The 21,306-nt window shown below is 40.6% G+C and carries 18 protein-coding genes and 3 tRNA genes; 9 read left to right on the top strand and 12 right to left on the bottom strand.

The window, feature by feature from the left end; translation table 11 throughout:
- Positions 1 to 42: 42 nt before the first annotated feature.
- The gene (gene eno, locus PQO03_RS19785; protein ID WP_274152820.1) at positions 43 to 1,335 is read right to left on the bottom strand and encodes a phosphopyruvate hydratase; all 1,293 of its coding nucleotides are present in this window, start codon (positions 1,333 to 1,335) and stop codon (positions 43 to 45) included.
- 303 nt (positions 1,336 to 1,638) lie between these two features.
- Here eno and PQO03_RS19780 point away from each other — a divergent pair, with 303 nt between their 5' ends.
- Genes PQO03_RS19780 through PQO03_RS19770 form a run of 3 tightly spaced genes read left to right on the top strand, consistent with a single transcriptional unit; the run spans position 1,639 to position 4,270 of the window.
- Complete coding sequence (locus tag PQO03_RS19780) at positions 1,639 to 2,412, top strand: sulfite exporter TauE/SafE family protein (RefSeq protein ID WP_274152818.1); 774 nt, start codon at positions 1,639 to 1,641, stop codon at positions 2,410 to 2,412.
- Between the two features lie 35 nt (positions 2,413 to 2,447).
- Positions 2,448 to 3,059: a PhnA domain-containing protein gene (locus tag PQO03_RS19775; protein WP_274152816.1), complete on the top strand. Its 612-nt coding sequence runs from the start codon at positions 2,448 to 2,450 to the stop codon at positions 3,057 to 3,059.
- Between the two features lie 8 nt (positions 3,060 to 3,067).
- On the top strand, positions 3,068 to 4,270 hold the full coding sequence (locus tag PQO03_RS19770) for a cytochrome P450 (RefSeq protein ID WP_274152814.1): 1,203 nt from the start codon (positions 3,068 to 3,070) through the stop codon (positions 4,268 to 4,270).
- Between the two features lie 172 nt (positions 4,271 to 4,442).
- On the opposite strand, the gene PQO03_RS19765 is transcribed toward PQO03_RS19770, so the two are convergent.
- The 9 genes from PQO03_RS19765 to PQO03_RS19725 all read right to left on the bottom strand — a co-directional run bounded on the left by PQO03_RS19765 (position 4,443) and on the right by PQO03_RS19725 (position 14,247).
- Positions 4,443 to 4,516 (bottom strand) — tRNA-Val (locus PQO03_RS19765).
- A 66-nt stretch (positions 4,517 to 4,582) separates the two neighbouring features.
- Positions 4,583 to 7,501, bottom strand: a complete 2,919-nt coding sequence (locus tag PQO03_RS19760) for a hypothetical protein (protein WP_274152811.1) — start codon at positions 7,499 to 7,501, stop codon at positions 4,583 to 4,585.
- Positions 7,479 to 8,093, bottom strand: coding sequence for a ribosome biogenesis GTP-binding protein YihA/YsxC (gene yihA, locus PQO03_RS19755; protein WP_274152809.1), 615 nt, complete (start codon positions 8,091 to 8,093; stop codon positions 7,479 to 7,481). Before yihA ends, PQO03_RS19760 begins: the two co-directional genes overlap by 23 nt.
- A 113-nt stretch (positions 8,094 to 8,206) precedes the next feature.
- Positions 8,207 to 9,064, bottom strand: a complete 858-nt coding sequence (locus PQO03_RS19750) for a polysaccharide biosynthesis/export family protein (RefSeq protein WP_274152807.1) — start codon at positions 9,062 to 9,064, stop codon at positions 8,207 to 8,209.
- A 77-nt stretch (positions 9,065 to 9,141) separates the two neighbouring features.
- Positions 9,142 to 10,413 carry a hypothetical protein gene (locus PQO03_RS19745; RefSeq protein ID WP_274152805.1) on the bottom strand — a complete coding sequence of 424 codons (1,272 nt, stop codon included), beginning with the start codon at positions 10,411 to 10,413 and terminating at the stop codon, positions 9,142 to 9,144.
- A 223-nt stretch (positions 10,414 to 10,636) separates the two neighbouring features.
- A tRNA-Ser gene (locus PQO03_RS19740) sits at positions 10,637 to 10,726 on the bottom strand.
- A 104-nt stretch (positions 10,727 to 10,830) separates the two neighbouring features.
- A complete protein-coding gene (locus PQO03_RS19735) occupies positions 10,831 to 12,144 on the bottom strand; it encodes a hypothetical protein (RefSeq protein WP_274152803.1) in 1,314 nt (437 codons plus the stop codon).
- A gap of 1 nt (position 12,145) precedes the next feature.
- Entirely contained in the window at positions 12,146 to 13,024 is an 879-nt protein-coding gene (gene xerA, locus PQO03_RS19730; RefSeq protein ID WP_274152801.1) for a site-specific tyrosine recombinase/integron integrase, read from the bottom strand.
- Positions 13,024 to 14,247 carry a hypothetical protein gene (locus tag PQO03_RS19725; protein WP_274152799.1) on the bottom strand — a complete coding sequence of 408 codons (1,224 nt, stop codon included), beginning with the start codon at positions 14,245 to 14,247 and terminating at the stop codon, positions 13,024 to 13,026. The genes xerA and PQO03_RS19725 overlap by 1 nt, the downstream gene beginning before the upstream one ends.
- A 123-nt stretch (positions 14,248 to 14,370) precedes the next feature.
- Here PQO03_RS19725 and PQO03_RS19720 point away from each other — a divergent pair, with 123 nt between their 5' ends.
- Both PQO03_RS19720 and PQO03_RS19715 read left to right on the top strand, forming a co-directional pair.
- Positions 14,371 to 15,042 (top strand): HAD family hydrolase, encoded by a 672-nt coding sequence (locus PQO03_RS19720; RefSeq protein WP_274152798.1) that lies wholly within the window; start codon positions 14,371 to 14,373, stop codon positions 15,040 to 15,042.
- Between the two features lie 125 nt (positions 15,043 to 15,167).
- Positions 15,168 to 15,797, top strand: coding sequence for a cell envelope integrity TolA family protein (locus PQO03_RS19715; protein ID WP_274152797.1), 630 nt, complete (start codon positions 15,168 to 15,170; stop codon positions 15,795 to 15,797).
- 208 nt (positions 15,798 to 16,005) lie between these two features.
- Here the strand turns inward: PQO03_RS19715 and PQO03_RS19710 are convergent, their stop codons facing one another.
- Positions 16,006 to 17,115 carry a hypothetical protein gene (locus PQO03_RS19710; RefSeq protein WP_274152795.1) on the bottom strand — a complete coding sequence of 370 codons (1,110 nt, stop codon included), beginning with the start codon at positions 17,113 to 17,115 and terminating at the stop codon, positions 16,006 to 16,008.
- Between the two features lie 307 nt (positions 17,116 to 17,422).
- Here PQO03_RS19710 and PQO03_RS19705 point away from each other — a divergent pair.
- Positions 17,423 to 17,503 (top strand) — tRNA-Leu (locus PQO03_RS19705).
- 236 nt (positions 17,504 to 17,739) lie between these two features.
- On the opposite strand, the gene PQO03_RS19700 is transcribed toward PQO03_RS19705, so the two are convergent.
- On the bottom strand, positions 17,740 to 18,552 hold the full coding sequence (locus PQO03_RS19700; protein ID WP_274152794.1) for a M90 family metallopeptidase: 813 nt from the start codon (positions 18,550 to 18,552) through the stop codon (positions 17,740 to 17,742).
- A gap of 204 nt (positions 18,553 to 18,756) precedes the next feature.
- Here PQO03_RS19700 and PQO03_RS19695 point away from each other — a divergent pair, with 204 nt between their 5' ends.
- From PQO03_RS19695 to PQO03_RS19685, 3 genes are all read left to right on the top strand, one after another.
- Entirely contained in the window at positions 18,757 to 19,575 is an 819-nt protein-coding gene (locus PQO03_RS19695) for an alpha/beta hydrolase (RefSeq protein WP_274152792.1), read from the top strand.
- A 53-nt stretch (positions 19,576 to 19,628) separates the two neighbouring features.
- On the top strand, positions 19,629 to 20,993 hold the full coding sequence (locus tag PQO03_RS19690; protein ID WP_274152790.1) for an alkyl/aryl-sulfatase: 1,365 nt from the start codon (positions 19,629 to 19,631) through the stop codon (positions 20,991 to 20,993).
- Between the two features lie 97 nt (positions 20,994 to 21,090).
- Positions 21,091 to 21,237, top strand: coding sequence for a hypothetical protein (locus PQO03_RS19685; RefSeq protein ID WP_274152788.1), 147 nt, complete (start codon positions 21,091 to 21,093; stop codon positions 21,235 to 21,237).
- Positions 21,238 to 21,306 lie beyond the last annotated feature (69 nt).

Raw genomic sequence — 21,306 nt, 5'->3', positions numbered from 1 at the left:
TCCGAAGAAAGAAGCCTTTGGGCTAAATAGTTAAACTATTTATTAGTTGCCGTATACTGCTAGATCACCAAGCTCTTCTTCAATGCGAAGAAGTTGGTTGTATTTAGCAATACGGTCAGAGCGTGAAGCAGAACCAGTTTTGATTTGGCCAGCATTTACAGCTACTGCAATGTCAGCAATAGTAGTATCTTCTGTTTCGCCAGAACGGTGAGAAACAACAGCTGTCCAACCGTTACGGTTAGCCATAGAGATTGCGTCGAGTGTCTCAGTGAGTGTACCAATTTGGTTCACTTTAATGAGGATAGAGTTAGCGCAATCAAGCTCGATACCTTTAGCGAGGTAGTCAACGTTAGTAACGAAGAGATCATCACCAACGAGCTGACATTTGTGGCCAACGAGAGTATTGAGTTCTTTCCAACCATCCCAGTCATTTTCGTCCATACCATCTTCGATAGAGTCGATTGGGTATTTAGCAACGAGGTCAGTAAGGTAAGCAGCTTGCTCTTTAGAAGTGAGAACAGCTCCGCCTTCGCCTTCGAATTTAGCGTAGTTGTAGTTACCAGTTGCTTTGTCGTAGAACTCAGCAGCTGCACAGTCAAGACCGATAGAGATATCAGCGCCGTCTTCTTTGCGACCAGCTTTGTAGCCAGCAAGCTCAATAGCTTTGATGATTGATTCGAGTGCGTCTTCAGTTCCGTCAAGAACAGGAGCGAATCCACCTTCGTCACCAACTGCAGTAGAGAGGTTACGCGCTTTTAGAACAGTCTTGAGGTTATGGAAAACTTCAACACCCATGCGAAGACCTTCAGAGAAAGTTTTAGCACCGATTGGACGGATCATGAACTCTTGGAAAGCGATAGGCGCATCTGAGTGAGAACCACCGTTGATGATATTCATCATTGGTACAGGAAGCACTTTAGCGTTTGATCCACCGATATAACGGTAAAGTGGGATCTGGAGGAAGTTAGCAGCAGCGTGAGCACATGCGAGTGAAACACCGAGGATAGCGTTAGCACCGAGCTTTGACTTATTAGGTGTGCCGTCAAGTTCGATCATGGTTTTGTCGATAGCAGCTTGGTCAGTTACGTCGTAACCTACGAGTTCTTCTACGATAACGTTTTCAACGTTGTCAACAGCCTTGAGAACACCTTTACCGAGGTAACGATCTTTGTCGCCATCACGGAGTTCGTGAGCTTCATGCTCGCCAGTAGATGCGCCAGAAGGTACAGCTGCACGGCCAACAGTGCCGTCTTCGAGGATTACTTCTACTTCAAGAGTTGGGTTACCACGTGAGTCGAGGATTTCGCGAGCAATAATGTCGATAATAGTAGACATAGTTATTATTCCTTTTGTTCTATTTTTTTTGTTTAAAGCAGGCCTAAAATAGGGCTAGTTTATAAAATGTCGTGTTGTTGAAAGCTCTTAGCGTGTCTTAAAGAGCGTTTTCAATATACTGTAAATAATTAATGAACCGAAAAATTGATCTTGTGTAACGTTTAATTATACTTTTTTTAAAAGTTACTTTGTGAGTGATTTAGATATTAAAACTCCTTAAGATTTTAGAATAAAGGGATTATGAAGAATCATTGACAAATTTTTTAGCGAAGTCATTGTGCGCCAAAAAAAATATGGAATTTTATGTCTTTTATTGAGAGCTTATCGGGTTCGGATTGGATTATCCTTTATGTGAGTGCCCTGATTGTAGGCTTTGCAAAGACGGGTATTACAGGAATTGGGATTTTGGCCGTGCCTCTTTTTGCGATGGTTTTTCCTGCTGAGAAATCAGCGGGCTTATTACTTCCCGTCTTGTGTGTAGCCGATTTGATTGCGGTTTTTTATTACCGGAACCATGCTGATTGGAAGCAGATTTGGCGTTTGATGCCATGGGTGGCAATTGGTCTACTGAGTGCCACACTTATTTATTATTTTGGGAGGCAGGAAGGGACCTTCTTAGGAGATTTCATTCGTACGAGTATGAAGCCGAGCATGGGAGTTATCGTACTCTTAGTTCAGGCTTTTGGCTTATGGCGTAAAAATCACAAAGAAGTCCCCACGAGTAAAACTTCCGCAGGGATAGCAGGGGTAGCGGCAGGTTTTACTAGTATGCTAGCCAATGCGGCGGGGCCAATCATGGCTATATATTTCTTGATGATGAAGTTGCCGAAAAAAACTTTTATAGGAACCAAGGCTTGGTTTTTTCTGATTATTAATTACGTCAAAATCCCACTGATGATTTTTGGTGCGAATTCAATTAATACTCAGACACTTATTTTAAATGCGAAATTAATTCCCGCGGTACTGATTGGAAGTTTTCTCGGCGTACGTCTCGTGAATTTGATCCCAGAGGATAAATTCCGCATCATGGTTCAAATACTTGTCTTTGCCTCTTGTTTAAAGCTTATCTTTGGGTAGAGTCAAGAAAATAATATTATAAGGAGAACCCGCTCATGGCTAAGGGAAAAGATGAATTCGAAGCACGTAAGCAAGTCGTAAGTTTATATGGTAAAGATTTGGCGCGTCGCTGCAAGTCTTTATGTGAGCTCTGTGGTGAGAGCACCAGTTTAGAAATTTTTGAAGTTGCTCCAGTGGCTGATCCAGAGTATGCGAAATGCGCAATGATCTGTGAAGTTTGTAAAACGCAAGTGGAGGACCCAGCTGAAATTAATGTGAACCACTGGCATTGCCTCAATGAAACGGCATGGACTGAAGAGCCGGCGGTACAGGTTTTGATTTGGCGTTTGTTAGGTCATCTCAAAGCAGAAAGCTGGGCGCAAGATTTAAAAGAACAGCTTTACCTAGAGGAAGAAGTTCTTGAATGGGCTGAAGATGATGGCACAAAGAAAAAAGCGACTCATTTCGATAGTAATAATGATCCCTTATTTGAAGGTGACTCAGTTCATATTATAAAAGATTTAGATGTTCGCGGCGCAAGTTTTACAGCTAAGCGTGGAACGGCAGTGAAAAATATTCATTTATGTACCAATCCAGAGCATGTAGAAGGGCGCGTTAGCGGAACAAAAATTGTTTTAAAAGCCTGCTTCTTGAAAAAGAGTAATTAGAGTTTTTGATGAAGCTAGAAAGTTTTAATCCTTGGAAAGGGGATTTTTTCGATAATCCTTATCCACATTTTGATAAGTTGAGAGCGAATGAGCCCGTTCATTGGAGTGAGGCTTTCGATGGTTGGGTAATCACCTCTTACGAGCTTGTGAAAGAAGTGGCGATGTCGAGTGTTTTTTCCTCTGATAAGCTCAATCTACTCTTTAATCGCTTGAGTCCTGAACAGCAAAAGGCGATGTCTCCCATTTTGGAGAATATGCGTTATTGGGCGATTATGCTAGATGGCGATGATCATAAGCGTATAAGAACAGTTTTAAATAAGACTTTTACCACATCTTTTAGCGAGAGTATGCGCAGGCGCATCGAAGAGATTTGCGATGAACTCATTGCGGAGATGGCAAAGAAAGATGAATTTGACCTCGTTACTGATTTTGCCTATCCCTTTCCTGCTACACTGATTGCTTGGATCCTCGGTGTCCCTGATGATAAAGTTGATTGGTTTAAGGCTGTCTCAGGAGATTTGAGTCAAGTTTTTAATTTGGCGAGTAATCCAGATCCTGAATGTGCAAAACGTTGCCTTGTTGCTGCAGTGGAAATCACGGAGTTTTTGAAAAAATTACTAGCGACGCCAGAGCTTTTGCTAGAAGGCTCTCTAGCAAAGAGTTTATTCGATAGTGGACTCAGTGAAAAAGAAATCATATCGACTTTGACCTTGATGTTAGTGGCAGGTCATGAAACGACCACACAACTCATTGTCAATGGAATTTATACTTTATTACGTCACCCTAATGAAAAAGAAAAGTTGATGATGGATTTTTCTTTGATTGATAGTGCGGTGGAAGAAATTTTGCGTTTTGAATCACCTGTACAAAATTTAGCCCGAGTGGCGACAGCAGATTATATCTTAGGCGGAGTAACAATAAAAAAAGGTCAAAAAGTCGTGCCATTCATCAATGCCGCGAATAGAGATCCTCAAGTCTTTGATCATCCCAGTGAATTTAGAATAGATCGTTCGCCGAATAAGCACTTAAGTTTTGGCTTCGGCAAGCATTTGTGTACAGGTGCCTATTTAGCACGTATGGAAGGCGCAATTTCCCTTGAGAAATTGCTGAAAGCATTTCCTCATTTGCGCTTCGCGCAAAAAGATCAGGTAGTAAGCTGGCAGAAGCACGTGGCCTTCCGACAAATGGAAAGCCTCATCCTTAAAGCTTAGTTAATTTCATAAAATACGCTAGCGTATTCAAAATAAATGTTTTCCTCATCACAGTTAAAATGGCGTTATTATATTCAGTATCGTAATATTTTAACTGGGACTTCATGCTCAAGTACGATCACTCCAAGACACAAAAAAGCACTTACATTGCTGTAAGTGCTTGATTTGTAAGTGGGCAATACTGGACTCGAACCAGCGACCTCTTCGATGTCAACGAAGCGCTCTAGCCAACTGAGCTAATCGCCCTTGATTAGGTGCTAGATAATAGGTGAAAAGACCGAGCTTTCAAGCAATAAAAATCAAAAAACTGTGCTATTTCTTCTGAGATTTTTTATATTTTTGTAGTGCCTTGCGGTAGTTATCAATAATTTTTTGATTCTCAGGGCTGATATTTTGTGTATCATCATCAATTTCCTGTTGTCTTTGCTCTAGTTTTTCTTCGTTTCCTTGGATATCAATTTCTTGTTTTTTAACAGGACTTTTGAGTGTGGGTGATGAATCATTTTCTTGGTTTTTAGCAGAGGATTCATTGGGATCGAGTGTTTGCTCTTGCCCCTTATTGCCAATGGTGTCGAGTTTAGCATTAGATTTTTTGGAGTTATTAGCAAGGGCTTCATCAGCAGATTTCTCTGTAGGATTTGTGAACTCTTGACCGGGGCCTTGATCAATACTGCCATCGCCTCCTGGGCCTGGTTGAGAACCCGGTTGAGATCCTGGCTGAGAACCCGGTTGAGAACCCGGTTGAGATCCTGGCTGAGATCCCGGTTGAGATCCTGGTTGAGATCCTGGTTGAGATCCTGGTTGAGATCCTGGTTGAGATCCTGGTTGAGTTCCTGGTTGAGTTCCTGGTTGAGTTCCTGGCTCTGCAGTTGGTTCCCCAGTTGGTTCCCCAGTTGGTTCCCCAGTTGGTTCCCCAGTTGGTTCCCCAGTTGGTTCCCCAGTTGGTTCCCCAGTTGGTTCCCCAGTTGGTTCCCCAGTTGGTTCCCCAGTTGGTTCCCCAGTTGGTTCCCCAGTTGGTTCCCCAGTTGGTTCCCCAGTTGGTTCCCCAGTTGGTTCCCCAGTTGGTTCCCCAGTTGGTTCCCCAGTTGGTTCCCCAGTTGGTTCCCCAGTTGGTTCCCCAGTTGGTTCCCCAGTTGGTTCCCCAGTTGGTTCCCCAGTTGGTTCCCCAGTTGGTTCCCCAGTTGGTTCCCCAGTTGGTTCCCCAGTTGGTTCCCCAGTTGGTTCCCCAGTTGGTTCCCCAGTTGGTTCCCCAGTTGGTTCCCCAGTTGGTTCCCCAGTTGGCTCTCCAGTAGGTTCCCCAGTTGGCTCTCCAGTTGGCTCTCCAGTAGGTTCCCCAGTTGGCTCTCCAGTAGGTTCCCCAGTTGGTTCCCCAGTTGGCTCTCCAGTTGGCTCTCCAGTAGGTTCCCCAGTTGGCTCTCCAGTTGGTTCCCCAGTTGGCTCTCCAGTTGGCTCTCCAGTAGGTTCCCCAGTTGGCTCTCCAGTAGGTTCCCCAGTTGGCTCTCCAGTTGGCTCTCCAGTTGGCTCTCCAGTAGGTTCCCCAGTTGGCTCTCCAGTAGGTTCCCCAGTTGGCTCTCCAGTAGGTTCCCCAGTTGGCTCTCCAGTAGGTTCCCCAGTTGGCTCTCCAGTAGGTTCCCCAGTTGGCTCTCCAGTAGGTTCCCCAGTTGGCTCTCCAGTAGGTTCCCCAGTTGGCTCTCCAGTAGGTTCCCCAGTTGGCTCTCCAGTCTGTTCACCAGTCTGCTCCCCGGTTTGTGGCTGCTCCTGTTTCTGAGGAATTTGCTTATCAACTTTGGATGGAGGAGTGATATGAATGGAGAAAACAGGGCTTTGAGATTTTTGATCTTTTGAATCCGTGGCTTCAAAATAAATTTGATAAGTTTCATTAGCACGAAAAGCAGGGAAAAGTTTCCGTAGCGGGATCGAGGCCTTTAGCTCAAGTACTTTTTGTCGAGAGAAGCCATCATAAATATCTTTTGTGATAAGTTTTTGAGAAAAACGTTCTTTGATTTTAAATGTAAGTGATTTTAGCCCCCAGTCATCAGAGGCATGAATTTCGATCGGCACTTGCGAGGCGTTCTCTTTTAATGAGATTTCTTTTTGAAAATTGGGGAAGCTTAGTCTTGGAGGCAAGTCTTCTAGGATTTTGATTTTATATTTTTGACTTTCTACATAAGGTGCAAGCTCAGATTCTTTGCTGATGAGGGTAAAAGACGAGTCTTGATCAATGTTTAATTTGTTGATGTGTGCGGTCTTATTGCGAAGGATTAAGCTGAGGTTTTTGTTGTTTAGTTTTATCTGAGTCGTAAGCAGGGGTCTATCAAAGTTAACTTTGATATCAAGAGAAGATCCTTTGAGTATTTCTAGATCTGGTCCCTGGCTGGTGTAGTTTTTTTTCTTTAGATAATCTGGAGGACTTATGAAGTACTCGATCTCTTGAACCGTAGGAGGAAGTTTAATATCTATATGAAATAAATCACTCACAGCATCTCCTAGAAAAACTTTTATGTAGAAGCGACTTTGGATTGCGGGCAGTTCTGCAAGAAATTCGTTTTTGGATTCTTGTAAGAGAGGAGATTGCTGCCATTCACTGACGGGGATTTGTGCGTCAAAACTATATTTTATCTGGCCGTGTTTAGGGGCGAGTCCTTGGATCTTAACATTGAGAAACCAGTTGTTTGTTTGGTAACTGACTGAGCCAGGATTAGGTGAAATAGTATCGATGAGTGTCTTCGTGGGACTAGCTAAGGTTTTCCATGGCAAGAATAATCGCTGTAAAGATAATTTACTTGGGTATGGACTAAGGCTTATGTAAGCAGTAGTCGCAAGAGCAATGAGGATTAAAGGGAGCTGTGAGCTCTTTGTCTTCGGGAAGATTAAATCACTGATCTTAATGTGCTCAATGAGTTTATCTTGCTGGCTACTCAGGCTATGGCTTAAGCAGGAGTTTAGTTTTGGCTGATGTTTTTCTATTTCGCGAGCTAAATAAAGCGTGTTAAGCTTGCGTTGTGACTGTTTTAATTGGTCTTGGATGAAATAGATTATATAGACAAAGAAAAGACAAAAGGCCGCCCAGCGAAAGGGCGTGGAGGCGTGAAAGGAATGATCAATGATGATAAATACGATTGCAAAAGTAATTGACAGGGCCAAAAACTTCCACAAGGCTCGATGAAGAGCAGAAAAACTTTGCTTACGCGCAGAGTTTTCTAGGAATTTAATCAGTTCTTGGCGAGTCATTGAGTATATCTCTACTTAATTCACGAACTCCTGTTCCCTTGAGACTAGAAATCCAAAAAGTTTTTTCGGGTTTATTGTCTTTGATAATTTCTTTAATTTCTTTTCTTCGTGCTGACATAGCTTTTTGATTGAGCTTATCAGATTTTGATAAAACCAGTGTGACATTAAAATCGAGGCTTTGAAAAAATTCCATGGCTTCTAAATCAGAATCGGAGGGTCCATGGCGGCAGTCAGTAACTAAAATAATGCGCTCGATATTTGCTCTGTCCGCATTTAAGTAACTCGTGATGAGTTCTTCCCATAACTTGCGCTCGGTTTTATTGCGCTTGGCAAAGCCATAGCCAGGTAAATCAGTTAAAACGCGCTTGTGGTAAGTGCAGAAGAATAAATTAACTTTACGAGTCTTGCCAGGCTCACGTGAGATTTGTGCAATTTTACTGTGAGTTAAGCTATTTAAAAGGGAGCTTTTTCCCGCATTGGAGCGACCCGCAAAGACAGTGCGCTTTTCTGATTTTCCATCTAAGACATTGTCTTTTAAAAGGGTGTCTAGCTGCTTGGGGTTGCCAATGCTAGTCATGTAAGTTACGGCCATCTGAAATTCCTAAAGATTTATTATATAGTAAATATTATCCCGTCAGCGTGTATTTGCAATGAATGGATAAAGTAATGGAAAAATCTCTTTTAATGAGGCTTATGGAAAGTAGCTCAAAGCCAGGATTCATCAATAATGATTAAATCGCCGGATTGGAGTTTGATGTCTTTGTGGATTTGTCCTTTCTCAAGCATTTCCAAAACATCAACTTGGATTATTGTAGTCTTACCATTGGCACGACGGACGAGTCGGACATCACGTTTATCAGCAAATTTATTGAAATTCCCAGCTTTAATAATGGCTCGGACTAGAGTAGGGCGTTCTCCGGGTTCGAATAAAACTGTCCCAGGGTTTTCTACTTTGCCTTCGACAATGACTTCTATTGAGCCAGGGGTCACTGCGCCATCCGCTAATGAAGGAATGACAATAATATCATTTTTTTGTAGGTTTAAATTTGCCTGGCTAGCTAAATTATTATAAACAGCTTCAAAATCAACGAACTGTTGTTTGAGTTCACTGGTCGGAGTCATTTTTTTGATGATGTAGGCTTTTTTTGGATCTGCCCATTTAGAGAATCCTCCAACTTCAGAGATAGATTGAGCGAGGCTAATTTCACCTTCAAGGGGTATCTCCACTTTTCCGGGCTTAGAGACTGCTCCATAGATGTAGATATGTCCTACGGCTTTTCTAACCACTACGACACTCATGGTAGCTTTCTGGTATAGATCTTTTTCTAATGATTTTTTAAGCGTAGCTTCAGCTTCAGTTTCATTTAGACCAGAAATTTTAATAGCCCCTAAATAGGGTAGTGTTATAAAGCCATTTGTACTTACTTCACCAGTGTAAACAACTTCTAGGTCTTCTTTCATGCTTACATGAACTAGGTCACCATAACCGATAAGTTGAGTTGATTTCTCATTGGAAGATAGAGTCGTAAGTATAAAAAATATAATTAGGAAAACTTTATTCATAGAGACACCATGTGGATTATGTGGATGGATATTTTTTGAAAGGTGAGGATATAATTATAATAAACTTATGATAGTTCTTAAAAAATGTAAGTATAATTAATGAAAATATTGGTTCTTTCATATTCATTAGCATTGCCATTAAAGCTTTTTGCGTCAGAAGTTTTGTTTTGATATTCACATTTGATGTCTATTGACTGCCTCTCTGTAAAATTGTATTTAGCGCCAAGGGCTGGCATATAGATGTCGTATGTTTCCTCGAAGCTATTGGCTGTATTTCCTTGATCTTCTCCATGCAACCAGTCAAAGCTTGCGGAAAATGATAGCTTTTCATTAACTAAATATACAGAACTATACCCTAATTGTGTCTCTTCACTTACATTTGAGATTGCAACGGTTGTGGCTTGGTTGTTAAAGGAGCCGCGGATGGAGTGGGTGAACTTTTCAGTGGCAATATGTGAGAGGATGAAACCTCCGGCAAAGCCGTCTTGTTTACTAGAAGATTTACTTTTAAGGATAGCTGTATTGTCAAAATCAAGTTCTTGGTAAGCTAAGTCGAGGCTTAAGTTGATTTGATCGCTGATGATATAGTTTGAGGTAAAACCAAATTCAGTAATGTCAGCATCATTATTTCGAGTGTCATCCTTCCAGTCACGTTCACCGTAGTTAAAGTAGGGATTTATGGAGAGCTTGGAATTAACGATGTGATCTAAAGTTAAGCCGAAATAAGTTTCGTCATATTCTTCTTCGGGCGAATTGTCTTTTAGGTCTCGTCGAGTTTCGATGCCGATTTTAACAGCTATGCCAGTGTCATCAGTTATCTCTCTATGAATTTGGACGCCCAAGTCATTATCCCAATATTGACGACTATCACTATTTTGATTATCTCTAGCATCAGAAATTTTATCCATTCCAATTGAGGCGGAATTGACAAAAGTTAGAGTCGTTTTTTCGTTAAGATCATAATCAAACCCAATGGTGGCGTTGCCATTTTCAGAACCTAGAATTAAACCGCTATTACGGTTATTGCCAAAGCCTTCGCGGTAGCCAATGATGAAATTAGTATCGAGTGTGAGTCCTCTAAAAGGTTGATTAAAGAAATCTAAGCCAAGGGCTGTTTCAGTATAGTAGCCATTATCTTTGTCAGAGGTGGTTGAGTTGTTCGAGTTAGAGTCATAGCCAAGGCCTGTATAGAAAGTAGGTGTATAATAAAGGTCCCCAAATTTATAGTTGAATGACTCAAGGCTTACTTCCTGTTGAATCAGGCGCTTTTGGGCTCTGGGTGTTACGTCGGCATTCATTGTTAAAGTCATTATGACTAAAATGATAATGATGGCAGTGCGTTGGTTCATTGTAATAGGCTTATTTAGATGGAGATAGAAGTAATCATAGGAGCAAAGTTTCTTTCTGTCAAGAGATGTAATAGGGAAATGTTTTCAATAAGGTGTTTTTTGTTCTAAACACTAGTTTCTAAGCATTTAGACACTTTTTTTTGTTAAATATTCATTAAGATTTTTAGGCTTATTTAGAATAAAAAAGCCGATAAGTTAAACTTATCGGCTTTAAGAAAATGAATGGCGGAGAGAGAGAGATTCGAACTCTCGGTACCCTTGCGAGTACACATCCTTAGCAGGGACGCGCTTTCAACCACTCAGCCATCTCTCCGCTTTTGGTTGTACGTGGATATAATAGAGCTGAGATTTTGTACGTCAAGCACAGATTTAGCGATTTTTGAGCTTTTCTTGATGAGATTGGCAAAAGAGGGCTTTTCAGGGGCGTTTTTTGTATTCGTAAGTAAATTCTGAGCTTGGGCCAGGAATACCGCAATTGTTGATCGAGCGCACAGAGATTGTGTGTGAGCCCTCATTTATTTGAATATTTAGTTTATTGTCAGAGATTTTGCGGTATTGCTGATCTGCGACCCTCGCTTCAAACTTAGTGTGGAAGGGGGTGTTAGTGTTTAGTTCAAAGCTTATGAACTTGTCATTGAGTGCAAGTACTTTAAAGGCTGTTTGGTTTTGCTTAGCATATAAATCTTGTGGCCATGGAGTTAAAAGCGGTGGGATGGAGACAAAATCGAATTCAAGGTTTTTCTTTTCAGCGAGCATTGCAGAGTGTTTCCAGTAATTGAGCACGTATGAAGTGCCCCCTTTGTTTTCTTCGAGGTGATTCATTTTTAAATCAATCACGAAGTTCTCGTAGGCCTTTAAGATATTGTTCCTTACTTCACCAATGAGCTCATTTTGATTTGATGAGTCGATAATCTGGATTTCCTTGTTGTCTAGATCGACTTCTAAGAGTTTATAGGTCTCATAGGCATTTAGATATTGATCGCCTTTTTTTAGGACGCAGTGGTAGAATGGATCAATGATAATCCATTTATTTAGAGTATTAGAATAAACCTCCATGGAGAAATGGGCATTGAGCCATAAATAGCGAGTGTTGTAGCCGAGTGCCGTGAGAGTTTGTGCTAAGACTTGGGTGTATTGACCACAAAAGCCTCCCGTACGTTTTTGGCGAATCATTTGCAGGATAGTATTGGCATTCCACGGTGGGTAGATTTTTGGACTTCCTGGTTGCCATTGGGCACGCGTCCAGTTATTTAGAGCGAGAAATTTTTGGACCTCATCTTTATTATCGATGATATTTTCAATTTGCTCATCTTTAATTAATTTTATGAGTTGAGGGTGTTTGGGGTTTTGCCACTGATACTTAAGGCGACTTTGGTGGTCCTCGGCCTTGGGCCATTTTATAATGATGAAGTCGCCTAATTTAAGTGGGACGACTTGCTTTTTTGAGTCGGTTTTCTTTTTGTTCTTGCCGCCAATGAGTTGTGATACTAAATCAGTATAATTGGGTATGGCTTCACTGCTATTGTCTTCTTCTATTCCATAAACTAGGATGCCACCATTGGTGCTCTTCATGGTGAGTTTATTTGTTTCGCCGGTAAGTTGGTCTTCTGTTACAATAGATATTTGTTGATTGGGGGGCATGCGTAGTCGTGCTAATGAATCTTCGGGCGTGTCTTCTTTACAAGAGGAGATCAGTAAAAGAAGTACGGATGTGAGTAGGTATGTTTTCATATTAAGCTCTTGGAAAGAATTTTTGGTGGATGTTTTTAAGGCGTGATTTTTCGACATGAGTGTAGCGCTCGGTTGTTGCGATATCCGCATGCCCGAGTAATTCTTGAATGACTCGTAAGTCGGCATCATTAGCTAAAAGGTGGCTTGCGAATGAATGTCTGAGTACATGAGGGTGAAGGTTTTTAGTGATCTCCGCTTTTTGTGCCGCTTCTTTAAGGAATTGCCAAACCCTTGCGCGAGTCAAAGCGAGGCCGTTGATTGAAACGATGAGTTCGGGAGGGTTGTTTTTTTTGCAGAGTTGAGGCCTGATTTGGCTTAGGTATTTGCGACTCATGTCGGCAACTTTTGTGCCAAAGGGGATGGAGCGCTCTTTTGAACCCTTTCCTTTAACGCGAAGAAAACCACTTTCATAATTGAAGCTATCACTGCGAAGTCCGCATAATTCACTAATGCGCAGTCCGCATGAATAGAGTAACTCAATGATAAATTTGTTGCGGAACTCTAAGTTAATTTCTTCATCGTAGAGATTTAAAAGTTTTTCGATTTCTGCTAGGCTCAGATAATCAGGTAAGAGTTTGGTCAAACGAGCGCTTTCTAAATGCTCGCCAATATCTTTAGTGATGACTTTTTCTTGATAGAGAAAACGAAAGAAAATTTTTAGGCTAACTAAGCGACGCGAAATTGTGCTATCAACAAAGCCTCGCTCTTTACAGTTTTCAAAATAATCCAAGAGATCCGATTTGCTGATGTCGCAATACTCGCGCGTCAAACTGGAGTCTTTGTATAGGTGAAAATCTTTTAGGTCATTGAGGTAGGCATCGACACTATTTTTGCTTAAACCTCGTTCTAAAGAGAGATAGAGTTTAAACTTAGAAAGCATTACTTGTATAAATTAGACCAAGAAGGTGAGCTACAGGTTTTGAGCGTAGTATTGATTTTGCGAGCAGTATTGTATAGGGTGTCGACTATATACAAGTGTTTTTCTCCGCCAGTATCTCGTGTGCATACAATGTGTCGACCGTCTGGTGCCCAGGAAGGATCTTCCCAGTGGCCTGAAGTTTTACTGATTATAGCCTCAGTACCTTTGGGGTTCTTTGGGTCGCAGGTAGCGATGACGTACTGACGACCGATTCTTTTAGAGTATACAAGTAAATTGCTAGCTTTTGACCAATCTGGGCTGACGCGTTCTGAGCGGTCACTAAACAATGGCGTAGAGGTTAGTTTTGAGGCATTCATTAGATGGAGTCTAGGTGTGCTCACTTTACCTGAGGAGGAGACGCTTGAGGAAACATAGCAGATCTGAGAACCTTTTGGAGAAAATACAGGTGAGCTTTCGAGGCTAGAAGTTTTTGTTAAGCGCCCAAGTTTACCAATATTATTGAGGTCCATCCAGTACATGTCGACTGAGTTGCCTTTGGAGAGGGTCATGACGATGGCGTTGCCAGTAGGGCGGAAGGTTGCGCCTGTATTCATGCCACGGTAGTGAGATAGAATGCGGTGTTTATTGGTCTTAAGATCAGTTTGGAAAATATTGGTGGAGGCTTTGCCATAGACAGTATAGACTAAGTAGCGGTTATCAGGTGACCAGCGGGGAAGTGCGGTGATACTTTTGAAGTTAGTTTTTTTTCTTAAGTTACTACCATCTAAATCACATAAGTAAATCTCTTTTTTTCCGTTTGAGCGCGCGCAAAAGGCAATTTGGCTGGTGCTTAAAGCGGGCTGTGGGAAACGGGAGCTCTTGAAGAAGCGTGTTAAGACTTGATCAACAATCATTGCTGCTTGCCATTGCTTACCTACTTTCTGTAGGTTAATATCAAAGCTACAGTTATCGACGGCTTGATTAAGTTTGTCGTATAGGCGTACTTGAACTTTCGGATAACCGCTTACTTTTAGTTTATATTCAGTTTCGGTTTTGTTAGAGCTCATAAGAAACCAGTCAGAATAGATGAGTTTTCTTTTGATCTCGGTGGAGAGTTCAGAAGAAATTGATGATGTTTCGAGATAGAGGCGTGGATTGGATAGCTGAGCACTTTTAGTGATGTCTATCTGTGCAAAAGTGAGCATTGAGAAAAAGCTGAGGAGTACTGACACGAAAACTTTCATTTTTTTAAACCCTGTAAGTTGATTTGATCCGACAATGTCTAAGATTGAATGAGATTATTAGCTATGCAATCGGAAAAATAATAAAATTAGCTTAAAGCTTCAATAAAAGGCGATATAAAAGACATGGAAACAGCAGAGAGTCAAAAGAGTGTTTATTTTTGGGACATGGACCATACAATTATTAATAATGATTGTGATGTATCTTGGAAAGAATTTTTACATGCTAAAGGAGTAGCGTCATCGGATGCTATGGACCTCGCAGAAAATTTTTATCAGGATTACCTTAATAATTGTCTAGATCAAGATGAATTCATGGATTTTCAGTTAGTGGAATTTAAAGGTAAGACCTTTGAAGAAATGCTTGTTCTTTCACGCGAACATTTTAGCGAGGTGGTAAAAAATAAAATTTATCCCCAGGCGGAAAAAGAAATTCGTCAGCAAATGCAAGAGGGGAAATTACTCTGTCTGATTACGGCAACAAATTCTGTGATTGCCTATGCTTTGAAGGAGTATCTAGGTTTTGATCATATGATAGCAAGTGAGCTTGAGGTGATAGATAACAAGTATACCGGTAAGGCAAGTGGGACCTATTGTTTGGGAAATGGCAAAGTGTCATTGATGAAGGACTTTTTCGCCATTCATGGAGGTTCATTAGCGTCATCTTCTTATTATGGCGATAGTGCTGCAGATGTAGTTATTTTGGAGCAGGTAGGTCATCCTTTTGCGGTTAATCCAGCGCCGAAATTATTAGCAGCGGCAGAGTTAAATAATTGGCCGGTTATCTCGTTTACTTAATCGCTGGTGGATATCGGTGAATAATCGAGTTTATGCAGGCTAAGATTTTTTGTTATTATTGGAAAAAAGGATACGAAGAGCTTTATTGATTTTTGTAACACTTTAACTACCAAGTATATATTTATATGAAAGCACTAGTCTTCAGTCTATTTTTACATTTGGCAATTATTGGCTTTATTTACCTCAAAGGAGGTTTTGAGCCAGTGGTGAATACGAGTAATGATTTACGGCAAAAAGAACAGCCTTCAAATCCTCATGAAGTGAGTAAGGTCCCTCGTGTTAAAAATCAGCAAGGAGAGCGTCTTACTCAAAAGAAAAAAGAAGAGCTGATTACAGATTCTTTAGCACAGCAAAAAAAAGAACTTGATCGTATGACACCCGTTCAAAAGCATCGGGCTTTAGATAGTCATTTGGAACAGTTAGAGTCAGTGAATGGCGGAGCTTTAGAGCTCTTGACAATGGAAGTTTTGAAATTACTGGATGGTGAAGGCCCCGTTACACGTGTGGAAAATGAGAGCGTGAGTGTGAAGGTCTACGATCATGAATCGAGTTTTTTTACTAATGTAGAGCGCCGTCCTGAGGGGCTACGGATCTCGATGCAAGATCGCAATGCGAATAAATTATCTTATATAATTGAAAATAAAGATATTACGGAAGATGATTTGGCCTTATTAAAGCTCTATGATAAATCGAAGGATAATAAGCATCTTAAGCTTATTTTAGAGACATTTGCCAAATACTATAATACTAAGTAGTGTTTTCGTGGTTAAGAGCTTATAAGGGATTTATGTTCTATAACTTCAAATCACTTATTACTTCCTTCGTGCTTAGAGCTGACATGTTTAAAGCGCAGTTCTTGTTGCCGGTGATGTGAAGTCAGTATTTTTATTTAATACACATGAACCCCATAAAAAAAAGCCTCCCGAAATGGAAGGCTTTTAGAGTGAAGATGGTTTACTAGGCTTAGATCGTTGGCTCTAGGATAGCTTCAATATCTGTTTGATCAAATTTACCGCTTTCAGTACATGTTACAGGAACAGTAGCAGAGAAAAGGACATTATCTTTATTGAGTTCTTTAACTTCGATCTCGACGTAATAAATGGATTTTTTGTTAGCTTGTTTGTGGTGGTACTCAATAGTGAACTCACTTGATGTAGTAAAATCATCAACGTCTCTGGTCGATACTATCACAGCAGTATCTTCTTTCGATTTTTTAACAAAGAGAGTTGCGTGTAAGAGAGCTTTTTTGCCTTCTAGAGTTGAGCCTTCAGGTAGGCTTGATTTGCAGTTGATGGTAATGATATTACGCATGTTTGCTTTGTTCATTGCTTCTTCCGCTGCCTTAGCGTCGGCGGCAAGTTTGGCTTCTTCAGCAGCTTTAGCGTCAGCAGCAAGCTTTGCTTCTTCAGCGTCTTTAGCGTCAGCAGCAATTTTAGCGTCTTCCGCAGCTTTAGTGTCAGCAGCGATTTTAGCGTCTTCCGCAGCTTTAGTGTCAGCGGCAACAATTGCGGCAGCAGCAGCAGCGGCAGTTTTAGCAGCAAGTTTTGCGGCGGTGTTAGCGGCGGCGATTTTTTCGTCTTCTTCTTCTTGAGCTTTTTGAACAGCTAGTTCTTCAGGGCTAGGTCCTGGTTTTTGGTAGTGAACGGCGCCGTCTTTAGTGATTTGTTCTACTGTATTTGCGCCTTGATCATCGGTATAGATGAGGGCGAAGTTTGCGCGTTCCTGGAGAGGTATCTCTGTGATTTGTTCGTCAATATTCTGTGAGAAGTCAGAGGGTCCATTATTTTCGGACTGGATAAGGGTTCGTCCCTTAAGGTCTACGATTTCTGCGTCTTTATAGTGAGTGTTAGCATATTCTAGTTCGCCTTTGAAAACCGTGCGGCCATCTTCTAGGACAAGGCATTCGCGGTCAATTTGCTCAGATTTATATTGGTCACGTATTTGTCCATTCTGGTAAATCTGTAATGTATTGTCATTTGCGTTCACTTCTGTCGATTCTTGTTTTGCACTGGTGCAAGAGAATAAGAAAAACAAAAGGATTGAGCCGATTAGGCTTAGGGGGTTAAATTTCATTAAAAGTCTCCTATTAGATTATAAAGTTTTATCTAAAATAAGTGAGTAAAGTAAATGAAAGAAGTTCACTTAGGTGAATAAACACAAAAAAGTAGTGATTCTTATGGGTAAATAGGGGTTTTGACTGTTCGGGGAGTCTTTTTTTGATGAATTATGCATTTGGGGAGAGCTTGGTTCTTCTTGAGTAAAACCCCTTTATAATGATACGGAATTGTGGTTGAATTAGTGAAGAAATAAAAAAACTCAAAAAAAACTATATTTGAACTGGAAAATCCTTTAGATGACTACATTTTCTGTGACCGCAAACGCACGAGTGGCGGAATTGGCAGACGCGCTGGATTTAGGTTCCAGTACCTATGGTGTGTGGGTTCGACTCCCACCTCGTGTACTTCAAAGGCCGAGTTTCTTACGAAACTCGGCCTTTTTGTGTCTATGCGCATAGTTTGCTTGTAGAGAGCAGGCTTGCTACAAATTCTTATTTACTTTTACGACCTAAAGTCTTTTGGTCCCAGTTGTCAAAGGAACAAGAGCTATAGGGAATTCATGATACGCCTAGTTACGGTTAATAAGAATATACTTAGGAAAGCGTGGGATAATCAATGAAGTTACAAGAGGGACCAATATTCAGATAAGTTCAATGGGATTTAGGCCATAATACTCGAGCATGACTCGATAAATTTCCGGATGCTTGCTTTTGAGTTGTTTTGGTTTTTCAAAAAAGCATTCTGTGCAGACGGCAAAGAATTCCGCTTCATTGAGTGCACCATAGGGATCTATTAAAGTGTGTTGATGCTTTTTTTTCTTTTCCCGAAGCCAAAGGAATTTTGCATACATGATTTTACCCCAATCAAGATAAGCCGAGCGTTCTTGTAGAGTTGGTACACCATCAGCACTATTGTGTTCTTGATCTAATTGATGGGCGAATTCATGAAAAATCACGTTTTGCCCGTCTTGATAGTTGGATGCGCCTTGTTTGCAGCTATTCCAAGAAAGTACGATGCTGCCACGAATGGATTGGCCCAGGCGGATAGATTCTTCGGAAGAAACGATAGAGCCTTGCTGTTGATCGATATTTGATTTAAATGCATCGGGATAGACGTATATAGTATTTAGAGAATCAAAATGCTTTTGTGTTGGGTTTTTTAGAGTCAGAAGACAGGCTTGAGCTGCAATAGCGACGCGTATGCGATCTGTAAGTTCTAAGTCTTGGCAGGAGATGAACTCGACTTCATCGAGGAAAATGTGTATAAGTCCCCACAGTTTTTCTCTGTCGGGATCCGATAATTTATCCAAATAGGGGACTTCTTCGCTTAGGATCGTACGCCAATCGTTAGGCACGTCTTTTTTCATTAAACTTTGACGCTTGAGCTTTTTTTTGAGAGGGATCCCAATAGCTAAAGAAAGTGCTAGTGCCGTGATGCCAAATAATACGCCCATTATATTTCCTTGTGTTTAGTTTAAAGTTAATGCCAGTAAAGAATGTTTTTAGTTGGGGATTAGACTTTGTTTGATGACTAAGATGATAGGAAAATAAAGATTTTTTTCTTTGAAAAGCTGTAAGTTACTTAAGTAATGGAGCGTAGCAAAGTTATAGTTAGGCCAGAGACAAAATTTATAATTAGTTGATAGGAGAAGTTTAGAATGATGAGTAAAATGTTTTTTAGTTTGTTTGTAATTATTTACGGACTGCAATCTGCGGAAGTTAAAACACTAGAGATTTTCAGTGAAAAAATGAAGAAGCATATTCCTGCGAGTATCATTTTGCCGGATGAGTATATGAAAGGTGATAAGTCTTTTCCAGTTCTTTACCTACTTCACGGAGCGGGCGGCAATCATATGGATTGGAGAAATATTACGAGTATTGCAACATTAGCCGATCAATATGGGATGATAGTCTTATGTCCGGATGGAGCGGTGACAAGTTGGTATTTTGATAGTCCTATCGATCCTAAATTTCAGTATGAAACTCATGTTGCAAAAGAGTGTGTGACTTATCTAGATAAGAATTATAGGACAAAGGCAGATCGTAAATCTAGAGCTATTTCTGGTTTGAGTATGGGAGGCCACGGTGCGATGTATCTTGCTTTGCGACATCCGCAAACTTTTAGTATTGCGGTGCCTTTGAGTGGCGGAGTGGATATTCGACCCTTTCCCAATAATTGGGATATTAAGAAGCGACTTGGTGAAATGTCATCTAATAAAAAACGCTGGGATGATCATACTGTCATTGAACTTGCCAAGAACTTAAAAGATGGCGACTTAGCGCTTTCTATTGATTGTGGCACAGAAGATTTCTTTCTGAAGGTGAATCGCAACCTACATACACTGCTAAAATCCAAAGGAGTGAAGCACAATTATGAGGAGCATCCCGGAGCGCATAATTGGGATTACTGGAAAGCGGCAATCATTCGTCAAATGCCTTTTATTTCAAAGGAATTTAAAAAGGCGGATAAAGAGTAATAAGAGGTGCTTTTTAGTTAGATTGTATTCAAAAATATAAAGAAGGCGAGGCTATGAAAACCTATTTTAAATTAATTTGTATGACTTTGGTAAGTATATCACTTTGGGCAAGTGATTCAAAAGCAACTCAATTGCTTAAAGAACGTTCAAAAGTTTTGACTCCAAAAATAACTCAAGTCTCTAAATCTGTATATTGTGCCACGGGCTTTAGTCCAGCGAATATTTCAATGATTATTGGTGTAAGTGGTATTCTTATTGTTGATAGTGGGATGTTTCCTGCTCATGGCGAGGCGGTGTTAAAAGAATTCAGAAAAATAACAAAGCTACCAATCGTCGGGGTTATTTTAACTCATGGTCACGGAGATCATACAGGTGGGATTAAGGCATTTACCCATGAGAAGGGAAAGAAGTCAGAGGTGCTTATTTATGCTCGTAGTCCTTTTAATACTGAGGGGCAGCATTTTCAGGATGGGGGGATTAAAGAAAATAAAATTCGTGGTGCTCGCCAAGGTGGTTTTTTATTGCCACCAAATAAGCGTATTAATAATGGCATTGCGCCAGCTTTTTACCCACCCAAAGAGAAAAATGTTTTTCTGGGGGAGCATATTGTTCCTAGTGTGAATTTTTCAGAAGGTCGACATGAGTATAATGTGGCGGGGATTAAGTTCGAGCTCGTGGCTGCTCCAGGAGAAACTTCGGATCAGCTTTACTGTTGGTTACCAGAAGAAAAAGTTATTTTCACAGGGGATAATTTTTATCGATCATGGCCGAATACCTATGCTATTCGAGGAACTCATTATAGGGATGTGAAATTATGGATAGAAAGTTTAACGATGATGATAGAAGAGAAGCCGCATCATACTGTGCCTGGCCATACATTGCCCTTAATTGGAGTAGAAGAAACGACGGAAGTTTTAGATGATTATCGAAAAGCAATAGCTTTTGTTCTTGATCAATCAGTCAAAGGTATTAATCAGGGTATGACTCCAGATGAACTCGTTCAATATGTTAAATTACCTAAGGAATTAGCCGAGAAAGATCATTTACGAGAGTACTACGGAAATATAGAATGGAGTGTCCGAGCTATTTTTAGTGGGTACTTAGGTTGGTTTGATGGTAATCCGACGACTTTATTTTCTTTAAGTCCTCAGAAAGAGGCTCAAAATATGGCTAGGCTGGTAGGAGGAGAAGAGGCTTTGAGTCTAAAAGCTCATCAGGCTTTACAAAATAATGAAGCTCAATGGTGTGCCCAATTATCAGATCACCTTATCTACTTAAATCCTGCTAATAAAAAATATTTACTATTAAAAGCGAGTGCTTTAGATATCTTGGCAGAAAAGTTAATCACCGCAACCGGGCGAAATTATTATTTAACGGTAGCACAAGAACTGCGAGTAAAAGCAAAACAGCTTAAGTGATTGATTGGTTTACAATCATTCCTAATATAAAAAGACCGATAAATAATTTGGATTTCAAGAGATGAGAATTTAGATTATTTAAAAAACGGAGTACTTCATGAAAAAGATTATAATAGTAGCGGCGGTATTACTCTCTGTATGGGGTTGCTCAAGTAGTGAATCAAGTTGTACTTGTCCAGGAAGCAGTGGTGCCTGTGAGTGTACGGGCGGAACTTGTGAGTGTGGAACTTGCGAAGTTAAATAAGCACGTAGATCCAACTCAAATAAAAAGGCTTTTGCGAAGATCGCAAAAGCCTTTTTAAATATACTAAGA

Source organism: Lentisphaera profundi, from assembly GCF_028728065.1.
Classification (GTDB): Bacteria; Verrucomicrobiota; Lentisphaeria; order Lentisphaerales; family Lentisphaeraceae; genus Lentisphaera; species Lentisphaera profundi.
The sequence above is the reverse complement of the archived record's forward strand: the minus strand, read 5'-3'. Positions and strand labels throughout refer to the sequence as shown.